Annotated in this window: 15 protein-coding genes; 8 read left to right on the top strand and 7 right to left on the bottom strand. The window is 36.4% G+C overall.

The annotated features are described in order from the left end of the window. Positions 1-97 precede the first annotated feature (97 nt). The 4 genes from ABGT15_RS06520 to ABGT15_RS06505 form a co-directional block, all read right to left on the bottom strand. A complete protein-coding gene (locus ABGT15_RS06520) occupies positions 98-1534 on the bottom strand; it encodes a TolC family protein (protein WP_367230623.1) in 1437 nt (478 codons plus the stop codon). Continuing rightward, positions 1515-4733, bottom strand: coding sequence for an efflux RND transporter permease subunit (locus tag ABGT15_RS06515; protein ID WP_367230622.1), 3219 nt, complete (start codon positions 4731-4733; stop codon positions 1515-1517). Before ABGT15_RS06515 ends, ABGT15_RS06520 begins: the two co-directional genes overlap by 20 nt. A 24-nt stretch (positions 4734-4757) precedes the next feature. Beyond that, complete coding sequence (locus tag ABGT15_RS06510) at positions 4758-5840, bottom strand: efflux RND transporter periplasmic adaptor subunit (protein WP_367230621.1); 1083 nt, start codon at positions 5838-5840, stop codon at positions 4758-4760. A gap of 128 nt (positions 5841-5968) precedes the next feature. Beyond that, positions 5969-6382, bottom strand: coding sequence for a hypothetical protein (locus ABGT15_RS06505; protein ID WP_367230620.1), 414 nt, complete (start codon positions 6380-6382; stop codon positions 5969-5971). A 286-nt stretch (positions 6383-6668) separates the two neighbouring features. Here ABGT15_RS06505 and ABGT15_RS06500 point away from each other — a divergent pair, with 286 nt between their 5' ends. After that, on the top strand, positions 6669-7934 hold the full coding sequence (locus tag ABGT15_RS06500; protein WP_367230619.1) for an aminotransferase class I/II-fold pyridoxal phosphate-dependent enzyme: 1266 nt from the start codon (positions 6669-6671) through the stop codon (positions 7932-7934). A gap of 146 nt (positions 7935-8080) precedes the next feature. Here ABGT15_RS06500 and ABGT15_RS06495 read toward each other — a convergent pair whose 3' ends face one another. Beyond that, positions 8081-9199, bottom strand: coding sequence for a GNAT family N-acetyltransferase (locus ABGT15_RS06495; RefSeq protein ID WP_367230618.1), 1119 nt, complete (start codon positions 9197-9199; stop codon positions 8081-8083). Between the two features lie 3 nt (positions 9200-9202). After that, positions 9203-10150, bottom strand: a complete 948-nt coding sequence (locus ABGT15_RS06490) for a transporter (protein WP_367230617.1) — start codon at positions 10148-10150, stop codon at positions 9203-9205. 115 nt (positions 10151-10265) lie between these two features. On the opposite strand from ABGT15_RS06490, the gene ABGT15_RS06485 reads away from it, so the two are divergent. The 4 genes from ABGT15_RS06485 (at position 10266) to ABGT15_RS06470 (ending at position 14852) form a co-directional block, all read left to right on the top strand. Then, complete coding sequence (locus ABGT15_RS06485) at positions 10266-10541, top strand: DUF4834 family protein (RefSeq protein WP_367230616.1); 276 nt, start codon at positions 10266-10268, stop codon at positions 10539-10541. Positions 10542-10642: 101 nt separating this feature from the next. Further along, positions 10643-13159 carry a YfhO family protein gene (locus ABGT15_RS06480; RefSeq protein WP_367230615.1) on the top strand — a complete coding sequence of 839 codons (2517 nt, stop codon included), beginning with the start codon at positions 10643-10645 and terminating at the stop codon, positions 13157-13159. A 42-nt stretch (positions 13160-13201) separates the two neighbouring features. After that, positions 13202-13573 (top strand): fluoride efflux transporter CrcB, encoded by a 372-nt coding sequence (gene crcB / locus ABGT15_RS06475; protein ID WP_367230614.1) that lies wholly within the window; start codon positions 13202-13204, stop codon positions 13571-13573. A 1-nt stretch (position 13574) separates the two neighbouring features. Next, complete coding sequence (locus tag ABGT15_RS06470; RefSeq protein ID WP_367230613.1) at positions 13575-14852, top strand: glycosyltransferase family 4 protein; 1278 nt, start codon at positions 13575-13577, stop codon at positions 14850-14852. Positions 14853-14958: 106 nt separating this feature from the next. On the opposite strand, the gene ABGT15_RS06465 is transcribed toward ABGT15_RS06470, so the two are convergent. Continuing rightward, a complete protein-coding gene (locus ABGT15_RS06465) occupies positions 14959-15687 on the bottom strand; it encodes a hypothetical protein (protein WP_367230612.1) in 729 nt (242 codons plus the stop codon). A gap of 500 nt (positions 15688-16187) precedes the next feature. Between ABGT15_RS06465 and ABGT15_RS06460 the strand changes: the two genes are divergently transcribed. The 3 genes from ABGT15_RS06460 to ABGT15_RS06450 all read left to right on the top strand — a co-directional run bounded on the left by ABGT15_RS06460 (position 16188) and on the right by ABGT15_RS06450 (position 20046). Continuing rightward, positions 16188-16379, top strand: a complete 192-nt coding sequence (locus ABGT15_RS06460) for a hypothetical protein (RefSeq protein WP_367230611.1) — start codon at positions 16188-16190, stop codon at positions 16377-16379. A 263-nt stretch (positions 16380-16642) separates the two neighbouring features. Further along, positions 16643-17422 carry a GLPGLI family protein gene (locus ABGT15_RS06455; protein WP_367230610.1) on the top strand — a complete coding sequence of 260 codons (780 nt, stop codon included), beginning with the start codon at positions 16643-16645 and terminating at the stop codon, positions 17420-17422. After that, complete coding sequence (locus ABGT15_RS06450; protein WP_367230609.1) at positions 17422-20046, top strand: hypothetical protein; 2625 nt, start codon at positions 17422-17424, stop codon at positions 20044-20046. The genes ABGT15_RS06455 and ABGT15_RS06450 overlap by 1 nt, the downstream gene beginning before the upstream one ends. Positions 20047-20084 lie beyond the last annotated feature (38 nt).

Genomic DNA, 20084 nt, shown 5'->3' with positions numbered 1-20084 from the left:
ACTAAGTCAAATAATTCGATATCGAACTACTTTTTCGTAATTTTTTTAAATAATCCTTTTTTGAAGATAAAAAAATACTGTTTTGTTGTGCGTTTTATTATTTCCAACCACCACCTAAAGCCTTGTAAATAGTTACCATAGCATTTAACTGTTGCATTTTGGTTTCTACCAAATCAAATTTAGATTCCAAGGCATCACGCTGCGTTAACAAAACTTCCATGTAATCGGCACGGGCAGACCGGAACAAATCGTTGGAAATGGTAACCGAATTGTTCATAGCTTCAACTTGTTGACGTCTTAAAGCATAACTTTTTTCCAGATTACTGATTTTTGAAACTTGATTGCTAACCTCGATATAAGCTTTCAGAATAGTCTGTTCATAATTGTACACCGCCTGAATTTGCTTGGCATTGGCAGTGTTATAACTTGCTTTAATTGCATTTCGGTTCACCAATGGCGCCACCAAATCGCTGGCTAAAGAATACAGCAAAGATTTCGGTTTGAAAATGTATTCCGGATTAAAAGCTTGATAACCAATACCTGCTGAAATTCCTAAAGAAGGGTAGAAGCGGGCTCTGGCTACTTTAACATCCAGTTTTGTTGCTGCCAATTCGAATTCGGCCTGTTTGATGTCCGGACGGTTAGCCAATAAATCAGACGGTAAACCAGTGTGAATCACGTTTGGTAAGTTTTCATTGAAAGTGCTTGAAGTGCGTTTCACATGTTCAGGAAAACGTCCCGTTAAAAAGTTGATTCGGTTTTCCGTTTCCACGATTTTTTGCTGAATGTCAAATTGAAGGCTTTTGGTTTTAAACACTTCGGCTTCAAATTTCTTAACAGCTAATTCAGTAACTCGCGCGGCATCTTTCTGTAATTTTACAATTTCCAAAGCATTACTTTGAATAGTAATATTTTGATTTACAATATCCAGCTGATTGTCCAATGCCAGCAATTCATAATACGAATTCGCAATTTCCGCAACCAGATTGGTAACCATAAAGTTTTTGCCTTCCACCGATGAAAGATAACGGCTAACGGCCGATTTCTTAGCATTGCGGAGTTTTTTCCAAATATCAACTTCCCAGTTGGCGTAAAGACCTAAATTGAAATCGTTTAACGGTTCCGGCATTTCCTCTCCGGGTTTGATTTCGGTTGTCGCTTCCATGGCGCCAAGGTTGGTGTAGCGGGCTTTTTTGTCAACGGCAGCACCGGCTTTAACACCAACAAAAGGTAGGTATTCTCCTTTACGGGCTTTGATTTCGTTTTTGGAAATTTCAATTTCCTGCATCGTGATGTTCAACTCCTGGTTGTTTTTAAGGGCCGTGTCAATCAACGCTTGTAAATTAGCATCATTGAAATATTTTTTCCAGCAAATTTTTCCGGAATTCGCAGTGTCCCGAACTGTGGTGTACTGTTCAGGGACATTGGAATTTGCATTTTTTTCAACTAAGCCGGGAGTTTTACAGCTTGCAATGCTCAACAAAATCATAGCGCCTGCAATTAGTTTATAGTTCCTATTTTTTGTTAGTTTCATTTTTCTCTTCAGTTTGTGGGTTTTCTTTAAAATCTTCTATCAGATGTACAAATTCATCACTTAAGGAACTTTCATCTTCATCTTTAATCAGTTTTCGTCCATCGGCAAGTGTTCCGAAAATGTAATACAAACCGGGAACTACAATTACGCCGAAAATTGTCCCTAACAACATTCCTCCTAAAGCAGCAGCACCGATGGTTTTGTTTCCGATGGCACCTGCTCCCGTGGCAATAATTAAAGGAATCAACCCGGCAATAAAGGCGAACGAAGTCATTAAAATTGGTCGGAAGCGGACTTTAGCACCTTCAATGGCTGCATCTAATATTGACATGCCTTCGTGGTGTTTCTGTATGGCGAATTCGACGATAAGTACCGCATTCTTGCCGAGCAGCCCGACGAGCATGATAAGTCCTATTTGTGCATAAATATTATTCTCCAAGCCCATTAATTGCAGTACCATGAACGAGCCGAAAATACCGGCCGGAAGCGAGAAAATCACTGAAAGCGGAATGATGAAACTTTCATATTGTGCCGCTAAAACCAAATACACAAAAATCAATACGATGCCGAAAATATAAATCGATTCGTTGCCTCGGTTGGATTCGTCGTACGAAAGACCTTCCCAAGCAATGTCGTAGCCTTTTGGTAAGGAAACTTCGGCTACTTCGCGGATGGTTTTGATGGCGTCTGCTGTAGTGTAGCCCTTTGCCGGAAGTCCTTGAATTGCCGACGAATTGTACATGTTGTATCGGGTAATTTCGTTTGGTCCTTGTGATTTTTTAAGTGTCATGAAAGCGGAATAAGGCACCATTTCTCCGTGTTCATTTTTAACATACATGTTCAGGATATCTGATGGCAATCTTCTGAATTTAGGATCCGATTGTACATAAACTTTGAAGAAACGGCCAAACTTGATAAAACCTTGTTCGTAGGTACTACCAATCATGATGTTGAGGTTTTCCATCGCTTTACCGATGGAAACGCCTTTTTGCATGGCCAAATCGTTGTTGATTTCCAATTCATATTGCGGGTAGTTGGCGGCAAAAAAGGTGAATAAACCGGTCAGTTCTTCGCGTTTCGCCAAATCGGCCATGAATTTTTTGTTGATTTTGTCGAATTCATGATAATCTGTAGTAGTGTTTTTGTCTAATAAACGCATTGAGAAACCTCCTGACGAACCAAAACCTGGAATAGCCGGTGGTTCAAAATACTCCACGACTGCGCCCAATCCTTTGGATTTTTCCTCCAGTTCTTCCATGATTTCTTTCACGGTGTGCTCACGATCGGACCATTTTTTCAGGTTGATAAGACAGGTTCCGGCATTCGAACCGCGGCCTTCGGTCATAATTTCATAACCTGCCAAAGATGATACCGATTCTACACCTTCAACCTGCTTACAGATTTTCTGAAGTTTTTGAGAAACCTGATTGGTGCGTTCCAACGTTGAACCCGGAGGCGTCTGAATAATCGCGTAAATCGTACCTTGGTCTTCACTCGGAATAAACCCTGACGGCAAAATCTGATTTTCAAAAAAGATACCCACACAGAAGATTGCTAAGATTCCAAAAGTCACCATTCTTCTGCTGGCAATGGCTTTTAGTATCGCAACATATTTTCCTGTAAGCCTTTCAAAACCGTTATTAAAACGATCCATAGCTTTGGTAAAGACATTGCTTTTCTTTTCCTTTCCGTGATTGTTTTTAAGCATCATGGCACACAAAACCGGGGTTAGGGTAAGGGCAACAAGCGCTGAGATTACGATGGAACTGGCCATGGTGATGGAAAACTGTCGGTAGAAAGTACCCACAGGACCCGACATGAATGAAATCGGTAAGAAAACCGAAACCATTACGGCGGTAATGGCGATGATGGCACCACTGATTTCACCTAATACTTTTTTAACAGCTTGATATGGCGTAATATGTGGATCTTCTTCGAATTTAGCATGAACGGCCTCGACGACGACAATCGCATCATCGACCACAATACCAATGGCAAGTACAAGGGCAAAAAGGGTAACAAGATTGATGGAAAGTCCGAAAAACTGAATCACAAAAAAGGCTCCGATTAGTGAAACCGGGACTGCTATAATAGGAATTAAGGTGGATCGCCAATCGCCTAAGAAAATAAATACCACCAATGCTACAAGAATGAAAGCATCTCTTAAGGTGTGAATTACCTGCTCAATGGAAGCATCAAGGAACTGTGAAACATCATAACTGATTTTATAATCCATGCCTGGTGGAAACGATTCTTTCATTTCTTCCAGTTTTGCTTTGATTTCCTCGATGACTTCACTGGCGTTGCTTCCGTAGTTTTGTTTCAATACGATAGCAGCAGAAGGACTTCCGTCTAAATTGGAATAGATATCGAAGAATTCACTTCCCAATTCCACTTTTCCGATGTCTTTTAAGCGGATGCTTTCTCCATCAGCATTGGCTCGGATAATAACGTTTTCGTATTCTTTCGGCTCGCTGTACCTTCCTTTGTAGGTTAATACATATTCCAATGATTGGGCTGCAATACCGGAACTTTGCCCGATTCGGCCGGGACGCCCAATGATACTTTGTTCCCCTAAGGCGGTCATTACTTCATCAACGGAAATATTATAAGAACGCATACGGTCCGGATTTAACCAAACGCGCATGGCATACGTTCTGCTTCCTAAAATTTGGGAACGGGCAACTCCCTTCAAACGGTTGATTTCGGGAATCATTTTTACACTGGCGTAATTGTACAGGAATTTTTCATCCATTCCTTTATCCTTGGAGTAAAGGTTTACATACATCAGCATTGAAGGCTGGATTGGGGTGATTACAACTCCTTCCCGTTGAACCAATTCGGGTAAAAGCGGCATCACCTGATCGACTCTGGTTTTTACCCGGACTACAGCTTCGTTGGGATCGGTACCGGGTTCGAAAATGATTCTTAAGGTTGCTTCACCGGCACTGGTGGCATCGGTTGCGATATAACGCATTCCTTCCACACCATTAATAGAATTCTCTAAGGTGATAAGGGTGGATTTTACCAATACATCGGCACTGGCTCCCGGATAGGCAATAAAAATATTTACTGTGGTTGGCGCAATTTGGGGAAACTGGGATATAGGGAGTTGCTTGATAGCTAACGATCCCACAAAAAGTATTATGATTGAAATAACAATCGCAAATACCGGTCGGTGTATGAATTTGCTAAACATTTTCTCTTCTTTTACGATTCATGATTACTCAGCATACAAGTCTAAATGGGAAAGTACAGCCTTCGGTTCTACGGTTTTATATTCGATTTTCTCGTTCTCTTTCACCAAGCCTAAGCCTTCCAGAAGAATTTTATCGCCTTCGGACAATCCTTTAACAGCAAAAACATGCGGTAATTCGGCTGTAATGGTTATGGGTTTGGAGTGGATAGTATTGTTCTTGTCGATTACGTAAACGTATTTTTTATCCAATACTTCGAAGGTGGATTTTTGAGGAATCAACAAGGCATTTTTTAAAGGAATAGTTGTTTCAACACTACCGGTTTCTCCGTGACGCAGCAAGCCTTTCGGATTTGGGAAGGTTGCCCGGAAGGAAATGTTACCGGTTTCGTTGTTAAAATCGGCTTCGATGGTTTCTACAACACCTGTGTAATCAAAATATTCGTTGTTGGCCATCAGTAAAGTAACTTTGGTTTTACTGTTATCACTAACTTTTGATTTGTAATCTAAATATTCTGCTTCGGGAACATTGTAGTATACCCACATTTTGCTGTTATCGGACAGATTAGTTAAAAGATCGCCTTCTTCAAGCAAACTACCCAAACGAACACGGAACTTGTCGATGATTCCGTCAAAAGGAGCCCGTATTTCGGTAAATTGTAAATGTACTTTTGCTAAGGCTAATTCGGCTTTGGCTTTGTCCAGCTTTGCTTTAGCCATTGCTAATTCATTGGAAGAGACTACATTTTTTTCGGCTAATCGTTTGGTATTTTGGTATTCAATTGCCACAAAATCGGTTTCTGCCTGCATTTTTTGTACATCGGCCTGATACAGGTTCGGCATAATCTGGAATAATAATTGTCCTTTTTTTACAAATTGTCCTTCGTCTATATAAATCTTCTGTAAATACCCGCGTTCCTGAGCTCTTAATTCGATATGATTAATCGAATGAATCTGACACACATAGGATTTTGTAATCAAGGTGTCTTTTTGTATAGGGTTGGTAACTAGGTAATTAGTGTGTTCTTCTTTTTTTTCTTTTTCAGAATTGCAGCTGGTGTTCCATAACAGACCACACAAGCTAATAAGCAATAAAAATCTTTTAGCCATGATAAATAAAATGGAATTGTTTATATAAGGGTGTGAAAAAAAGCTCCTGCTTCCTTCAGTCAGAAAGGAAGAAAGTTATACTTGTGTTACAAGGCTATAGGAGCCAATAAATAGGAAGAAACAAGGAATCAAATCCTGTAAACGCAGAAGATAATGCAAAACGATTTGCGTGTTGCTAAATATAAAAGATGCTTGCTGGGCGCTAAGCCATTTTGCACGAGTTTGCAGGTATTCCCAAATGCATGGGTCAGCAGATATGTTTCAAAAAAACTGAAATGACCTGATGTGCTGGCCGTTCTGGAATCTTCGGTTTCTATTTCGCTTTCCGAAAGTTCGATTTTGTCTTTAAAATTTTTTTGAATAAAGAACAATTGTTTTACGTCCGAATCGGAATCAAACTTAAAGGAAATAGAAGGGGAATCATGAAAGCCTACTTCATTTAATGAGATAGGTAATTTAGCCTTATTGGTATTAGCAAATGTTTGATTACTAATTAATAAGGCTGTGAAAAGAAGCAGGATATAACTAAACAGTCTTTTCATAGGAAGGAGCAAAAGTAATTAAACTTTTTTGTTATGAAAAATAAGTGATATAAAATGTTGTTAAATAGCAGAATGAGGTTTTAAAGAACAGAAAGTACTTCCAAATTTTCATTTTTCATATGAAAACGGTAATTCAAAAAATAATAATCCGAAAAAGAAAACATCAGCAAATATGCATTATAAAAAGCCCTTGAATTTTGTATTTAAAAATTATAAATTATTATGATAGGAAATCAGAAATAATTACTTTTGGAGCGGTTAAAAATCAGACTTATATATTCGAATTATGGTTAAAGATTTATTTGAAAGAATACAAAATAATAAAGGTCCGTTAGGAAAATGGGCTTCACAGGCAGAAGGTTACTATGTGTTTCCAAAATTGGAAGGTGAGTTAGGGCCGAGAATGCAATTTCACGGAAAAGAAATTTTAAACTGGTCGATTAACGATTATTTAGGATTAGCCAACCATCCGGAAGTTCGCAAAGCGGATATCGAAGCAGCGCAAAAATACGGTGCAGCGTACCCGATGGGAGCTCGTATGATGTCTGGTCACACTACATACCACGAGCAATTGGAAAATGAATTGGCGGCTTTCGTAATGAAAGAATCGGCTTATTTGTTGAATTTCGGTTACCAGGGGATGGTGTCTATTATTGATGCTTTGGTGTCTAAAAACGATATTATTGTATATGATGTAGATTCTCATGCGTGTATCATCGATGGTGTTCGTCTTCATATGGGGAAACGTTTTACCTACAAGCACAATGATTTGGAAAGTATGGAGAAAAACCTGCAACGTGCTACTAAAATGGCGCAGGAAACAGGTGGCGGTATCCTTTTCATTACCGAGGGTGTTTTCGGAATGCGCGGACAACAAGGTAAATTGAAAGAAATTGTAGAAATGAAGAAAAAATACAATTTCCGTTTGTTGGTAGACGATGCACACGGTTTCGGAACCCTTGGTAAAACAGGTGCCGGAGCAGGTGAGGAGCAAGGTTGTCAGGACGGAATTGATGTGTATTTCTCAACTTTTGCAAAATCGATGGCCAATATTGGTGCTTTCGTTGCGGCTGATAAAGATGTAATCGATTATTTAAAATACAACTTACGTTCCCAAATGTTCGCTAAGGCATTGCCGATGATTCAAACTATCGGTTCTTTGAAACGTTTGGAATTGTTGCGTAATTCATCTGAAATCAAAGATAAATTATGGGTAAACGTTAATTCGTTACAAAAAGGATTGAAAGAAAAAGGATTCAATATTGGTGATACTAATACGTGTATCACACCAGTTTACCTTGAAGGTTCTATTCCTGAAGCGATGGTAATGGTAAATGATTTACGTGAAAACTACGGGATTTTCCTTTCTATCGTAGTATATCCGGTAATCCCGAAAGGAATTATTTTATTACGTATGATCCCAACGGCATCGCACACGCAAAAAGATATCGATGAAACGTTATCTGCTTTTGAGGCTATCCGTGAGAAATTAGTGAACGGAACATATAAAGCAATTGCTGAAAAAACTACCGTAGACGTTTCTGCAGAATAGTTTTTGAAACTGTATAAAAGTAAAAAAGGATGTTCGTTTGAGCATCCTTTTTTTTATGATTGAAAGATTGAAAGAACGAATATTGTCTAATACTAAAAAGTTATAGATGCTACTCTAAGAGTCTAAAAATCTAGTAATCTAAAAATCTAAATATCCTTCCGATACGTTTTTCTCCTTTTGTGAATCGTAGGGTCGAAGTTCTTCCATAAATTGTGCATCGCATGGTTTTCTTCCAATTCCGGTGTTCGGATGAATTTTTTGATGCCTTTTTCTTTAAAAACCTTGTAATATTCATCGAAAATAATGGCTGTAACACCTTTGTTCTGATATTCCGGACTTACACCTATCAGATAGAAAACCACTTCTTTAGCATTTCTTCGGGCATTTAGTAAATGGATAAATCCAAAAGGGAACAGCTTTCCTTTAGCCTTTTGTAGTGCTCTTTCAAAAGAGGGCATTACAATGGTAAAACCAATCATTTTATCCTCCTTATCCATGATGAATTTAATATATTCAGGATTGATGAAATTCAGATATTTCTTTTTAAAATAATCCTGAGTTTCCTGATTGATGGGAACAAACGACTGTAATTTAGCATAAGAGGAATTGAATAAATCAAACATCTTGTCTGCATATGGCATCACTTCTTCCGATTTTTTGAAATTCAGAACCCTTAATCCGTAGCGTTCCTTAATCATTTTGCTGGCGCGTTGAAAAGGTTCCGGGTTAACAGCATCCATGGAAAAGTAGCTTTCAAAAAATTCCTTTTCCGTAACCATGCCCAGTTTTTCAAAATGTTCTTTGTAGTAGGGCGGGCTGTACCAGGAAATCATCGTGCCTAATTGATCAAAGCCTTCAGTCAAAACACCTACTTTGTCAAGGTTGGAAAATCCGATGGGGCCTTCAATATGGTCCATTTTGTTTTCTTTACCGAATTCGGTTACCTTATCCAATAGCGCTTTGGTTACGTCAAGGTCGTCAATGGCATCAAACCATCCGAAGCGGGTTTTGTTTTTATGCAGAATTTCGACTTCTTCCCAATTGATAATGGCTGCTACTTTACCCACAATTTTATTGTCCTTATAGGCCAAAAAGAATTTAACGGTAGCTGATTTGAAAGCCGGGTTTTTGTCTTTGTCAAAAGATTCCAGTTCATCTGCAATAATCGGCGGAATCCAATAGGGGTTGTTTTTGAACAGTTCGAACGAAAACAGAACAAAATCTTTCAGTTCTTTTTTGGAACTGATTTCTTTAACGGTAATCATGATTTATTGAATTTCGTCGGTACGTTTTTTCTTTTCTTCCATTTGTTTCCCTTTCGTATCGCCTTTTACTTCTTTACCGCTCTTGATCTCGATTGGTTTATAGTTTTTGTCGAAGCGCCATGAGAAACCGGCAGCTACTCCCATAAGAGAAGGTGTGTCTTTAAAATTGGTATTTACCGAAACATCCACCTGCATGTTTTTCTTTAATAAGAAAGCGCCTCCGCCTCTTATAACGCTGTCGGCGTACCAATCGCTTTTATAACCTTGGTTTTCAATGTATATCGACCATTTTTCTCCAACGGCACGGCTTAACGTAAGAATGTAACCGTAAGAAGGATAATCTGTAATAAATTTATCGGCAATTAAATTAGTGGTAAGCACGGTTTTTTCACCAAAGTGATTTTGAAGAATAGCAGCCACCTTTGGGCTAAAGGTAGGATCTGTCGGGAAGGTGAAAGGTCTGTCACCAACATTAAAGTTTGCCCCGGCATAAACACCAACGGCAGGCAATAATTTTTTCCATTTAAATTTTTTATTGGCTTTCCAGCTGTACACATTTACTTTTTCCTTGTAATTTTTCCACGGGTCGTAAATCAGGTATTTTGCTCCAACATTTAGTTGTCTGAAACCACTTTTACTTTCACTTCCGAAGGCCGTTTCGTATTTGGAACTTTGGTACTGAATTTCACCGATAAATTCCAATTGCTCCAATAAAGCACCATAGCGAACAGCTAAATCCACACCGTAATTTTTGGCATCGTAATCCAGTAAATCGTGCTTTTCTTTGGTGAAGTACAAACCGGTTTCTGCCTGAATCACGGTTTTTCCAATAGAATAGGCTCCAAAGGATTTTCCGGGACGGTTGGAGTTGATTTCTTCGGTATATTGGGCAAAAGTGATTCCTGATGAAAGGAGTAAAAAGCCAAGAAGCCTTGTTTTTAGGTTTCGCATGAGTTTATCTGTTAAATTAAAGCTTTTCAAAAATAGCATTTTTATTATTATTTTAAGAAAGGAAACCAATTTTTAAAATTAGCTTTGCTTAAATTTGACAAATTTATATTTGATTATGGAAACGGCATCATTTACCGGTTTACTAAGAACACTGCTTTGGATTGTTTTTATTTATTATGTACTGAAGTTTTTAATGCGTTTACTGGCGCCGTATTTATTTCAACAGGTGGTTAAAAAAGCCGAGCAGAATTTTAAACAGCAGCAACAGCAGTATCAGCAAAACTATCAGGAACAATATTCGCAACAAAATCAACAGTCAAAACCCAAGAATGAAATGCCTCGGGAGAAGAAAAAAGTAGGCGAGTATATTGATTTTGAAGAAATTAAATAAACAGAAGTAAAACGAATAACCCCCAGTTGTTCGTTTTCTTTTTTTAAAAGGGTTTTTATTGCTATTTTAGCCTGATTTTTAAGCTAACTTGGCATAATTCTATGAAAAACTTAAACAAAATCTATCCTTATTTGCTAATTATAGCAGGTTTTGCAATCATATCCATTATCTATTTTTATCCGGTGATGCAAGGGAAAAAGATATACCAGAGTGATATCGCCCAATATACTGGTATGGCTAAAGAGCAAAACGACTTCAGGAAAATAGCCGGTGAAGAACCGTACTGGACCAACAGCGCTTTCGGTGGAATGCCAACGTACCAGTTAGGAGCCAATTATCCGCACAATTACATCAAACAGTTGGATAGTGTTATCCGCTTTTTGCCTCGTCCGGCGGATTATCTGTTTTTGTATTTCATAGGGTTCTTTATTTTACTCAAAGTTTTACGGGTGGACAACCTCAAGGCTTTTTTTGGGGCATTGGCTTTCGGTCTTTCCACCTATCTGATTATCATTCTGGGGGTTGGGCATAATGCAAAAGCCCATGCCATAGCCTATATGCCGATGGTGGTAGCAGGCGTTTTATTGGTGTACCAAAAACGGTATGTGGCCGGTGGTTTGCTGACTATGATAGCGGCGGCTTTAGAGATCAACGCCAATCACTTCCAAATGACGTATTACTTATTGTTTTTACTTTTGATCATAGCCGTATACTATAAAATTCAGTACCTAAAAGAAAAAGATTTTAAAGGGCTTTGGAAAGCTACTGGCGTTTTTGCGATTGCGGGAATTTTGGCCCTGGGAGCCAATGCTTCCAATTTAATGGCTACCTCAGAATATACCGATTTCAGTATCCGTGGAAAAAGTGAATTAACCTTCAATGCTGACGGTTCACAAAATGTTACAAGCTCTTCCATGAAGCATGAATACATCACGGAATACAGTTATGGTATCGCAGAAAGTTTAAACCTTATTTCTCCAAGATTATTTGGAGGTGGGAACAGTGAACAGCTTGGAAAAGATTCGGCACTTTATGAATTTTTAATCGGTTATGGAGCAACGCCGGAAGAGGCTTTGCAAACCGTATCGTATTATGGAAAAACCTATTGGGGGGAACAGCCAATTGTAGAGGCTCCGGCTTATATTGGAGCTATTGTTTTCTTTTTGGCCGTTTTAGGACTGTTTCACGACAAACGTAAAATCAAATATGTTTTCCTGGGGGGAGCATTATTTTCTTTATTGCTTTCCTGGGGTAAAAACCTGGATTTCTTAACAACCTTTTTCATTGATTATGTGCCGTTGTACGATAAATTTCGTGCGGTTTCATCCATTCAGGTGATTTTGGAACTGTGTATGCCGGTACTAGCAGTGATGGGATTACAGTCGTTCTTTTCTGAGGATCGGGAAAAACAACTGCCTAATTTGCTAAAAGCTTCGGCCACGAGTTTAGGGATTGTAATCGTGTTGTTGCTTGGGAAAGGAATGTTCGATTTTTCAAGTTCCATCGACGGACAGCTAATGCAAATGTTTGGAGAAAGTCAGGATAAGTCGTTCGGAATCAATTTTATTGAAGCTTTAAAAGAAGATCGCATGAATTTTTACACCAGTGATTTGCTGCGTTCCCTTTTCTTTATGGGCGTTGCGGCAATTGCTTTGTGGTTGTATGTTAAAAACAAACTGTCAGCAACTACAGCGGTAATCGTGGTGGGTGTTTTTATGATTTTAGATTTGTTTGCTGTTGATAAAAGATATTTAAATAACGATCCGGATCATTTTAAAAGTGCACGGGAAATCGATATTCCTTTTGAAGCAACGGAAGTGGATAATGCGATTTTGCAGGATACTTCCGTGTACAGAGTGTATGAGATTCAGGGAAGATTGCAGGGTAGAACTTCTTATTTCCACAAATCGGTAGGGGGTTACAGTGCCGTAAGACCGAGAAGAATGGATCAGTTGTTCGAATATCAGGTAGAAAAAAATCTGAATGAAATTGGAAGTTCCATCGATTTCGAAAGCTTAAGCTTGACGAAGAGCAGTCCGGTTTTAGATTTACTGAATGTGAAATATATTATTGTGCCAACGGGTCAGGGCGATGTTCCGGTAGGAAATCCGTTTGCGAATGGTAATGCGTGGTTTGTGAATGAGGTGAAGATGGTACATTCAGCCGACGAAGAAATGAAAGCCTTAGACAAACTAAATTCGAAACAAACCGCAATTCTGAATAAAAACGAGTTTCCAAATGTTTCGGTGAAAACGTCTTTTGTGAAAGATTCTCTGGCTACAATTCAGCTAAAAGACCATAAACCAAATTATCTGAAATACGAATCCAACAACGCAAATGAAGGTCTGGCAGTTTTCTCGGAAATTTATTATCCAAAAGGCTGGAAAGCAACTGTTGACGGTAAAGAAACGGATATTTTTGCTGTAGATTATGTCTTGAGAGCAATTAATGTACCAGCCGGAAAACACACCATCGAATTCAAATTCGAACCGCAAGTGGTAAAAACCGGAAGCATGATTTCGTTAGCAAGCTTCTTGGGAATGCTTGTTTTGATTGGATTTGGGGTTTACACTGAAAGTAAGAGCCGAAAAGAAAAAAATAATAATAATCCGGTATAATCCGCGTTGCTTGCATCCGTTTTATCCGCGTTCCAAAAAAAGATGAGAACCATTTTATTAATAGCATTGGGTGGAGGAATTGGTAGCGTTTTTCGTTACCTGACCGCACAATGGATTAATAAATACTCACAGTTGTTCTTTCCTTACGCGACCTTTGTAACGAATATTGCAGGTTGTTTCCTCATCGGATTGTTCTTAGGCTATTTGGAGAAAAACAACATTACCAATCCGGATTTAAAATTCTTTTTGGTGACAGGTTTTTGCGGCGGTTACACGACGTTTTCTACTTTTTCGAATGAGAATGTTCAACTGTTGCAAGCCAATCAGATTGGAACAGCATTTTTATACATCGGGTTAAGTGTGATTTTAGGATTAGCCGCAACGTATGCCGGTTTAATGGTTTCGAAATTATAAAATGAAAAAAGTACTTATCATAACGTATTATTGGCCACCTGCCGGAGGACCTGGAGTACAGCGTTGGCTGAAATTCGTGAAGTACTTGCCAGATTTCGACATAGAACCAATCGTTTACATACCGGAAAACCCTACGTATCCGTTATTGGATGAAAAGTTGTTGACTGATGTTCCGGAAAACGTAACGATTCTCAAAAATAAGATTGTGGAGCCTTATGCATGGGCTTCAATGTTTTCTAAAAAAAGCACTAAAAAAATAAGTTCCGGAATCATTCCGAATCAGAAAAAACAATCGTTGGTTCAGAAAATAATGCTGTGGGTACGAGGGAATCTCTTTATTCCTGATGCCCGTGTGTTATGGGTAAAACCGTCCGTGAAATATCTTTCCAAATACATAGAAGAAAACGGAATCGATACCATAATTACAACCGGTCCACCGCATAGTTTGCATTTAATCGGCTTACAGTTAAAAGAGCAGCTGAATGTAAAATGGATTGCCGATTTCCGTGATCCGTGGACAACTATCGGGTACCATAAAGCGTTGAAACTGACGAAATCTTCTGCGGAAAAACATAAGGCGTTAGAAAGTAAAGTGATGAATACTGCCGATTTTCTTTTGGTAACCAGTCCGACAACCAAGAAAGAGTTTGAAGCGATCACCACCAAACCAATTCATGTCATTACGAATGGTTATGATGTTGAAAATGTGGGAAGGCCAACTTTAGACGAAAAATTTACGGTTGCACACATCGGTTCGTTTTTGTCCGAGCGTAATCCGCGTGTTCTGTGGAAAGCCTTGCGGGAACTGGTGAAAGAAAATGAGGAGTTCAAAAATCATTTAGAACTGAAACTGATTGGTGCCACCAGTCAGGAAGTTTTAGATACGATTACCGAATTTAAATTGACCGATTTTGTGAATAATTTAGGCTATGTTTCCCATCAGGAAGCGGTCGAACAGCAACGTAAGTCACAAGTTTTATTGCTCATTGAAATTGATTCGGAAGATACGAAAAGCATCATTCCCGGAAAATTATTCGAATACATGGTTTCCGAACGTCCGATTTTAGCGATTGGCCCGAAAGATGCTGATTTTTCAGTAATCTTACAACAAACCAATACTGGAACTTTTGCTTTGTATGATGAAAAAGAAAAAATAAAAGAAACCATTCTCCATTACTTCAATTTATACTTGGAGAAGAATCTGAAAGTTTATCCGGTTGGTTTGCAGCAATACAGTCGAAAGAGTTTAACGAAAGAACTGGCTAATCTACTAAAATAGGACACCCCGCCCTTTGGGCACCCCTCTGAAAGAGGGGAATAAAAAAATCCCGCTTCACATTGCTGCTCCGCGGGAAATTAACCAAACTAACCAACCAAAATCTTAACTACGATCTTTTATTTTTTTCCTTTACGGATTGTTCATCTTTTTTAACGGCATCGATTTCTTCTTTGCTCATTTTGGCTTTTGTACCATCTGATTTGTAGTAGTAGTAATCGTCGTCGTTGTAGCCTGATCCGCTTTCATAACCGTTGTCATATTCATAATCATTTGCCGGACCATAGCTGTCGTCATATCTTGTTCCTGCGAATGGATTGTAAGCATAAGCATGACTGGCACCGTTTACATAACCCATTACATCGATTATACAACCTCTTCTGTTGTAGAAAATTCGTAAACCACCTACTTGGGTTAAGGCATAACTGTTATATCTCATGTAAACGGAACCTACACGTTTCACTCGGTTGCGTCCATCATAGTTGATAAAAACGTTACCAACACGTCTTACACGTCCGAAGTTATCGTGTTCTACACGAACTCCATAATTTGCAGGGTCATAATAGGTTGTTGAAACACGAACCCCAGGCGCTCCGTAAGTGGTGTTTACCGCTCCTCGTCTTGGTCCGGAAGGTCTGGTGTTGAAATCGAATTCACCGTTCGGGAAAACGTAGAACTCAATGCCGCGTTCCATGAACATAATCGGTTCTGCATCGCGATAATCTACATAATGGCGTGGGGTTCTTCCACCGTTGTCAGAAAAAACAGGATTTTCTGACGCATAAGCCATACTTCCTGCCAGGAAGATGCTGGCTACTAATAGAGTAATTTTTTTCATGACAATTAAATTTAAATCTTTCGCTTACTCTTTCGATTTTCAGCTTGCTCGAACAAGTAAAATTTCTTGTTGTTTAGTGATATCCAATTTGCGTGCCAAAAAATGTTTTTCTAATTGTGATGTAATGTGTTTATTTTGTAATTATCTGTAAATAAGTGAATTATAGATATGAGAAAATCGTTACAGCTCTTGGAATGATATTTTGTTTTGTAGAAAAAAGTATTGTTAGATTATAACCTTTCAAGAAATTTGATGGAACACACGTTGAAATCCATTATTTACATAATTTTTTTAATTCGTATAATTATAAAGAATGGAGTACACTGTAAAACAGAAATTTTATTGTGAGTACCGGTCAATTGGAATACTTTTTTTGAGAGTATTTTTATTCAATTATAAAGCAATTAAAAAAAAATGTAAGTTTTTCTGTATTTTCTGTATTTTTTTTTTTATTTGCAGAGCTTTATGCTGTAAGAATTTAATTATTTAAAAAAAGAATTATGAAAAAATTATTAGCATCAACTACATTTTGTTTGTTAGCTACAAGCGCTTTTGCTTTGGCCAATGCAACTATTAAAGCACAATGGTACAAAACCACTTGCGCAAATGGGAGTGTTTATTATTTTCAGGCAGATAATTTAACAACTGCCCAGCATATTGGAAGTATTTTATGCAGTACTTCAGGAAATTAAATTTTATAGACTATGAAAAAAAATCATTTTTTAGGATTGATTATGTTAATTGGTTTAATGTTTCAATCGTTCACGGTAAAAACTACAGTAATTAAGACACAATGGTATAAAACAACATGTGGTGATGGAAGGGTATACTATTTTCAATGTGATTGTAATCTGGCACAAGCTCAGGCAATAAGCAGTTTACAGTGCAACCCCCTTCCTAACTAAAAAGAATACAGCATAAAGCTTTTAAATTTTAAATTATGAAATACGTATACATGTTTTTTTTCTTTGCCTTTATTGCTTCAGCTCAGCAGCATAAAGGAATAGTTTATTATGGATCAATAAACGCAATTGGAACCGGTAACGCAAAAGGACCAGATAGTAATGCCTATTTAATTTTCAATAAAACACAATCCTATTATGTAACCGCAAAAGACAGTCTTGAAAAAGCTGAAAGAATCAACGAGCAAAAAACATTTTTAAAGGATGATGACAGTGGAGGAGCTATTTACAATGGAATGAAAGTAAGTGCGCAAGGTGACCAAGTAGTGTATAATTTGAAAAATAAAATTATTCATTCAAATATATTGTATGGTAAACAGATTTATGTAGTGGAAAACGCAGAAAAAATACATTGGAAAATATTACCGGACATCAAAAAAATCGGAAAGTTTACAGTTAAAAAAGCAATTGCCAATTTTAGAGGTAGAAAGTATACTGCTTGGTACACTCCAGAAATTACTGTTCCTTATGGTCCGTGGAAGTTAAATGGTTTGCCAGGGTTAATTCTGGAAGCCTATGATGAAGGAAAATTTGCTTATTGGTATTTTAAAAGTTTTGAGTATCCAACTGCTAATAAAGAAAATGTGAACAATATTAGAAAAGGAAAAAATGAAAAACCTATTGATTTTTTAAGTTTGGAAGAATTTAAAAAATTTTGTAAAGATGAAGTGGAGAAGAGTTACGAGAAAATGATTTTAATTGCTAAGCAGCATCCAGGTATTAAGCCTTTAAAAGGAACGGTTAGAGATTATTTTGTAGAAGTTTTTGAATAATGCGTGTTTTTTTCTTTTTTTATATTGTTATATGTCCAATTTTTTCTTTTTCTCAAGGAATAAAAATATCGGGGGCTATTAAAGATAAGCTTAATGCAGGAATTGAAAACGCTTCAGTAGTTATTTATAGTTTAGATGAGAATATTATTGCATTTACACACTGTGATGAAAAAGGGGATTTCAATATTGCATTTGCGACTCCTGAAGCGAATTCGATAAAGGTTAGTGTTTCAAGCTTAGGGTATATTAAGAAAGAAACCATGCTACAGATAGATAATAAGAGTGATTTAAAACTTTCTCTAATTCTTGAAGATAAAGTAGAGACACTTAGTGAAATAGTAATAAATTCCGATCAGAAAATAAAAATTGATAATGATACAACAAGTATAAAAGTATCTTCATTTATAAATAAAACAGAACAAACTATTGAAGATATTCTTAAAAAGATACCAGGTATTGAAGTCCAAAAAGACGGCTCAATTAAAGCTCATGGTAAGCCGATAGACAAACTTCTTGTGGAAGGTGAAGACATGTTTGATAAGAATTATAAATTTTTATCAAGAAACTTAGATGCCAAAGTATTGGATTTGGTGCAAATCATAGATTATTTTGATGATAATCCGGTTTTAAAAAGATTAAATAATTCAGATAAAGTTGCTATTAATTTAAAATTGAAAAAAGGGCTGACTAATGTTTGGTTTGGAAACATAACTCTAGGGAGTGGTATTGTTTCGGAAAATCGTTGGAAAGAAAGCTTGAGTTTGGGATTGCTCAAAAAAAGTATAAAGTTGTTTTATTTTGGGGACTATAATAATCAGGGAGAAAAAGCAAGCGAAATGATTACAACTAATATTCCTGAAAAAAGTAATTTCAGTACAGATCGATTTGAATATAAGACAAAGTCATTATATAATATTGGAAATAACGAAGTTGAATTTTTTAGCAAAACCCAAAGTATTTTTAATGCAGCTTTTCTAAATTCATTAAGTTTTACAACAAAAATGAATAAAAAAACTTCTTTAAGAGGAGTAGTGTATGTCGTAAATGATAAACAAAAACAAAACTCTTTTTCTTTAACAAATTACAATTTAGACCACAGCCAGATATCTTTTACGGAAGACAACTTTTACAAAAGTAATAAGACATTAAGTTCGGCGGAATTAGAGTTAAAGTGGTATCCAAATGATAAAAACTATATAACCAATTTATTTGTTTTTAAAGATAATCCAAATAGAATAAGTAACGATTTGTTATTTAATACTGATCAGATAAATCAGTCATTAAAGACAGAAAATTATACTTTTTATAATCATTTTAATCATTCTTATCAAGTTTCTGCAAATAGTGTTTTAAATAATTATCTCTATTTAGGAAATGATAAAATTGTCGAAAAAACAAGTATCTTTTCTTTAGCTCTCAATTCTTTTTTTAATGCTAATGAGCATTCGTATATTAATCAAAATGTTAGTAATAAATTGTTTTATTTTGGAGGTGTAAGTAAACTTATTTCAAAGTTCAGAAAAATTGATCTGACAAATAATATTCAAATTGAATACAGTAAAGAACAACTTGCAAGCACTTTTTTAATTGACAATTTGGAGATTATAGATTATCAGGGGATATTGCTGTTAAATCAATTGAAATTGGTTTCAGATAATGTATTGCGTTACAATTTTTCAAAAAAAGTTGATTTTACTGCAGGAATCAATCTTCAAAATAATGTTTTTGATGCTCCAAATGTAAAGGAAAAAATCTTTATTGTAAATCCAACAGTTTCATTTAATATCAAGAAAACTGGTTTTGGAAACTTCTCGTTATCTTATTCTAAGAACAATACAATACCTAATAGTAATCAACTTGTGAATAATTACCAACTTGTGGATTATCGTAGTTTTTTAAAAGGAGCCACTTATCAAAACCAATTGAAAAATTCATTAGTGTCATTTAACTATTATCTTTTTAACGATGAAAAAAGATTTTCAATAAGCAGCGGTTTATTTTATGCTTCTGCAAAATCAATATTTAATACTGAAACTACTTTGACTAATAACCTCAATTTTAAAACATATAGGCAAACCTCTGGTGGAAACAGTTATAATTTTAATTTCAGTTTTGTAAACTATATTCGTAAATTAAAAATAGCGTCTAAAATTGAAACAACACAAATGTGGAATATTTCTCCCGTGAATGTAAATTCAAACCTGTTTATAGACGCAAAAAGTTACAATAATAGTATTAAATATTCCTTAACAACATATTTTAACAGGCCTATAAATTTCGATAGTGGATTTACCTATAATTATAACCAATCGGACTTTAATGGTGTAAAAACAAATAATACAGTTCAAGATTTTTTTCTTAACGGCAATTATGAAATTTCAAATGAATTATTAGTTGAATTGAATAATTCATTTTATATCGTTAACAATCGAAACTATTCATTTAATAACATTATCTTGAATTACTCACCTAAAGAAAGTAAATTTTCGTATAGGTTGTTTTTTAATAATATTTTCAATGAAAAGGAATATGCTTTTGTTTCCATTGATAATTACATTTATTATCAATCTAAAGTTCAGTTAGTTCCAAGATATTTACTCTTAACAGCGAAATATCGTTTCTAAAATTATGTTTTGAATTAATTAAAAGTCAATATGTTAAG

Origin of the sequence: Flavobacterium enshiense, assembly GCF_040750275.1 — a bacterium.
In the GTDB taxonomy this organism is placed as follows: Bacteria; Bacteroidota; Bacteroidia; order Flavobacteriales; family Flavobacteriaceae; genus Flavobacterium; species Flavobacterium enshiense_B.
Note: the sequence above shows the minus strand (reverse complement) of the source record. Positions and strands in the feature narration are given on the sequence as shown.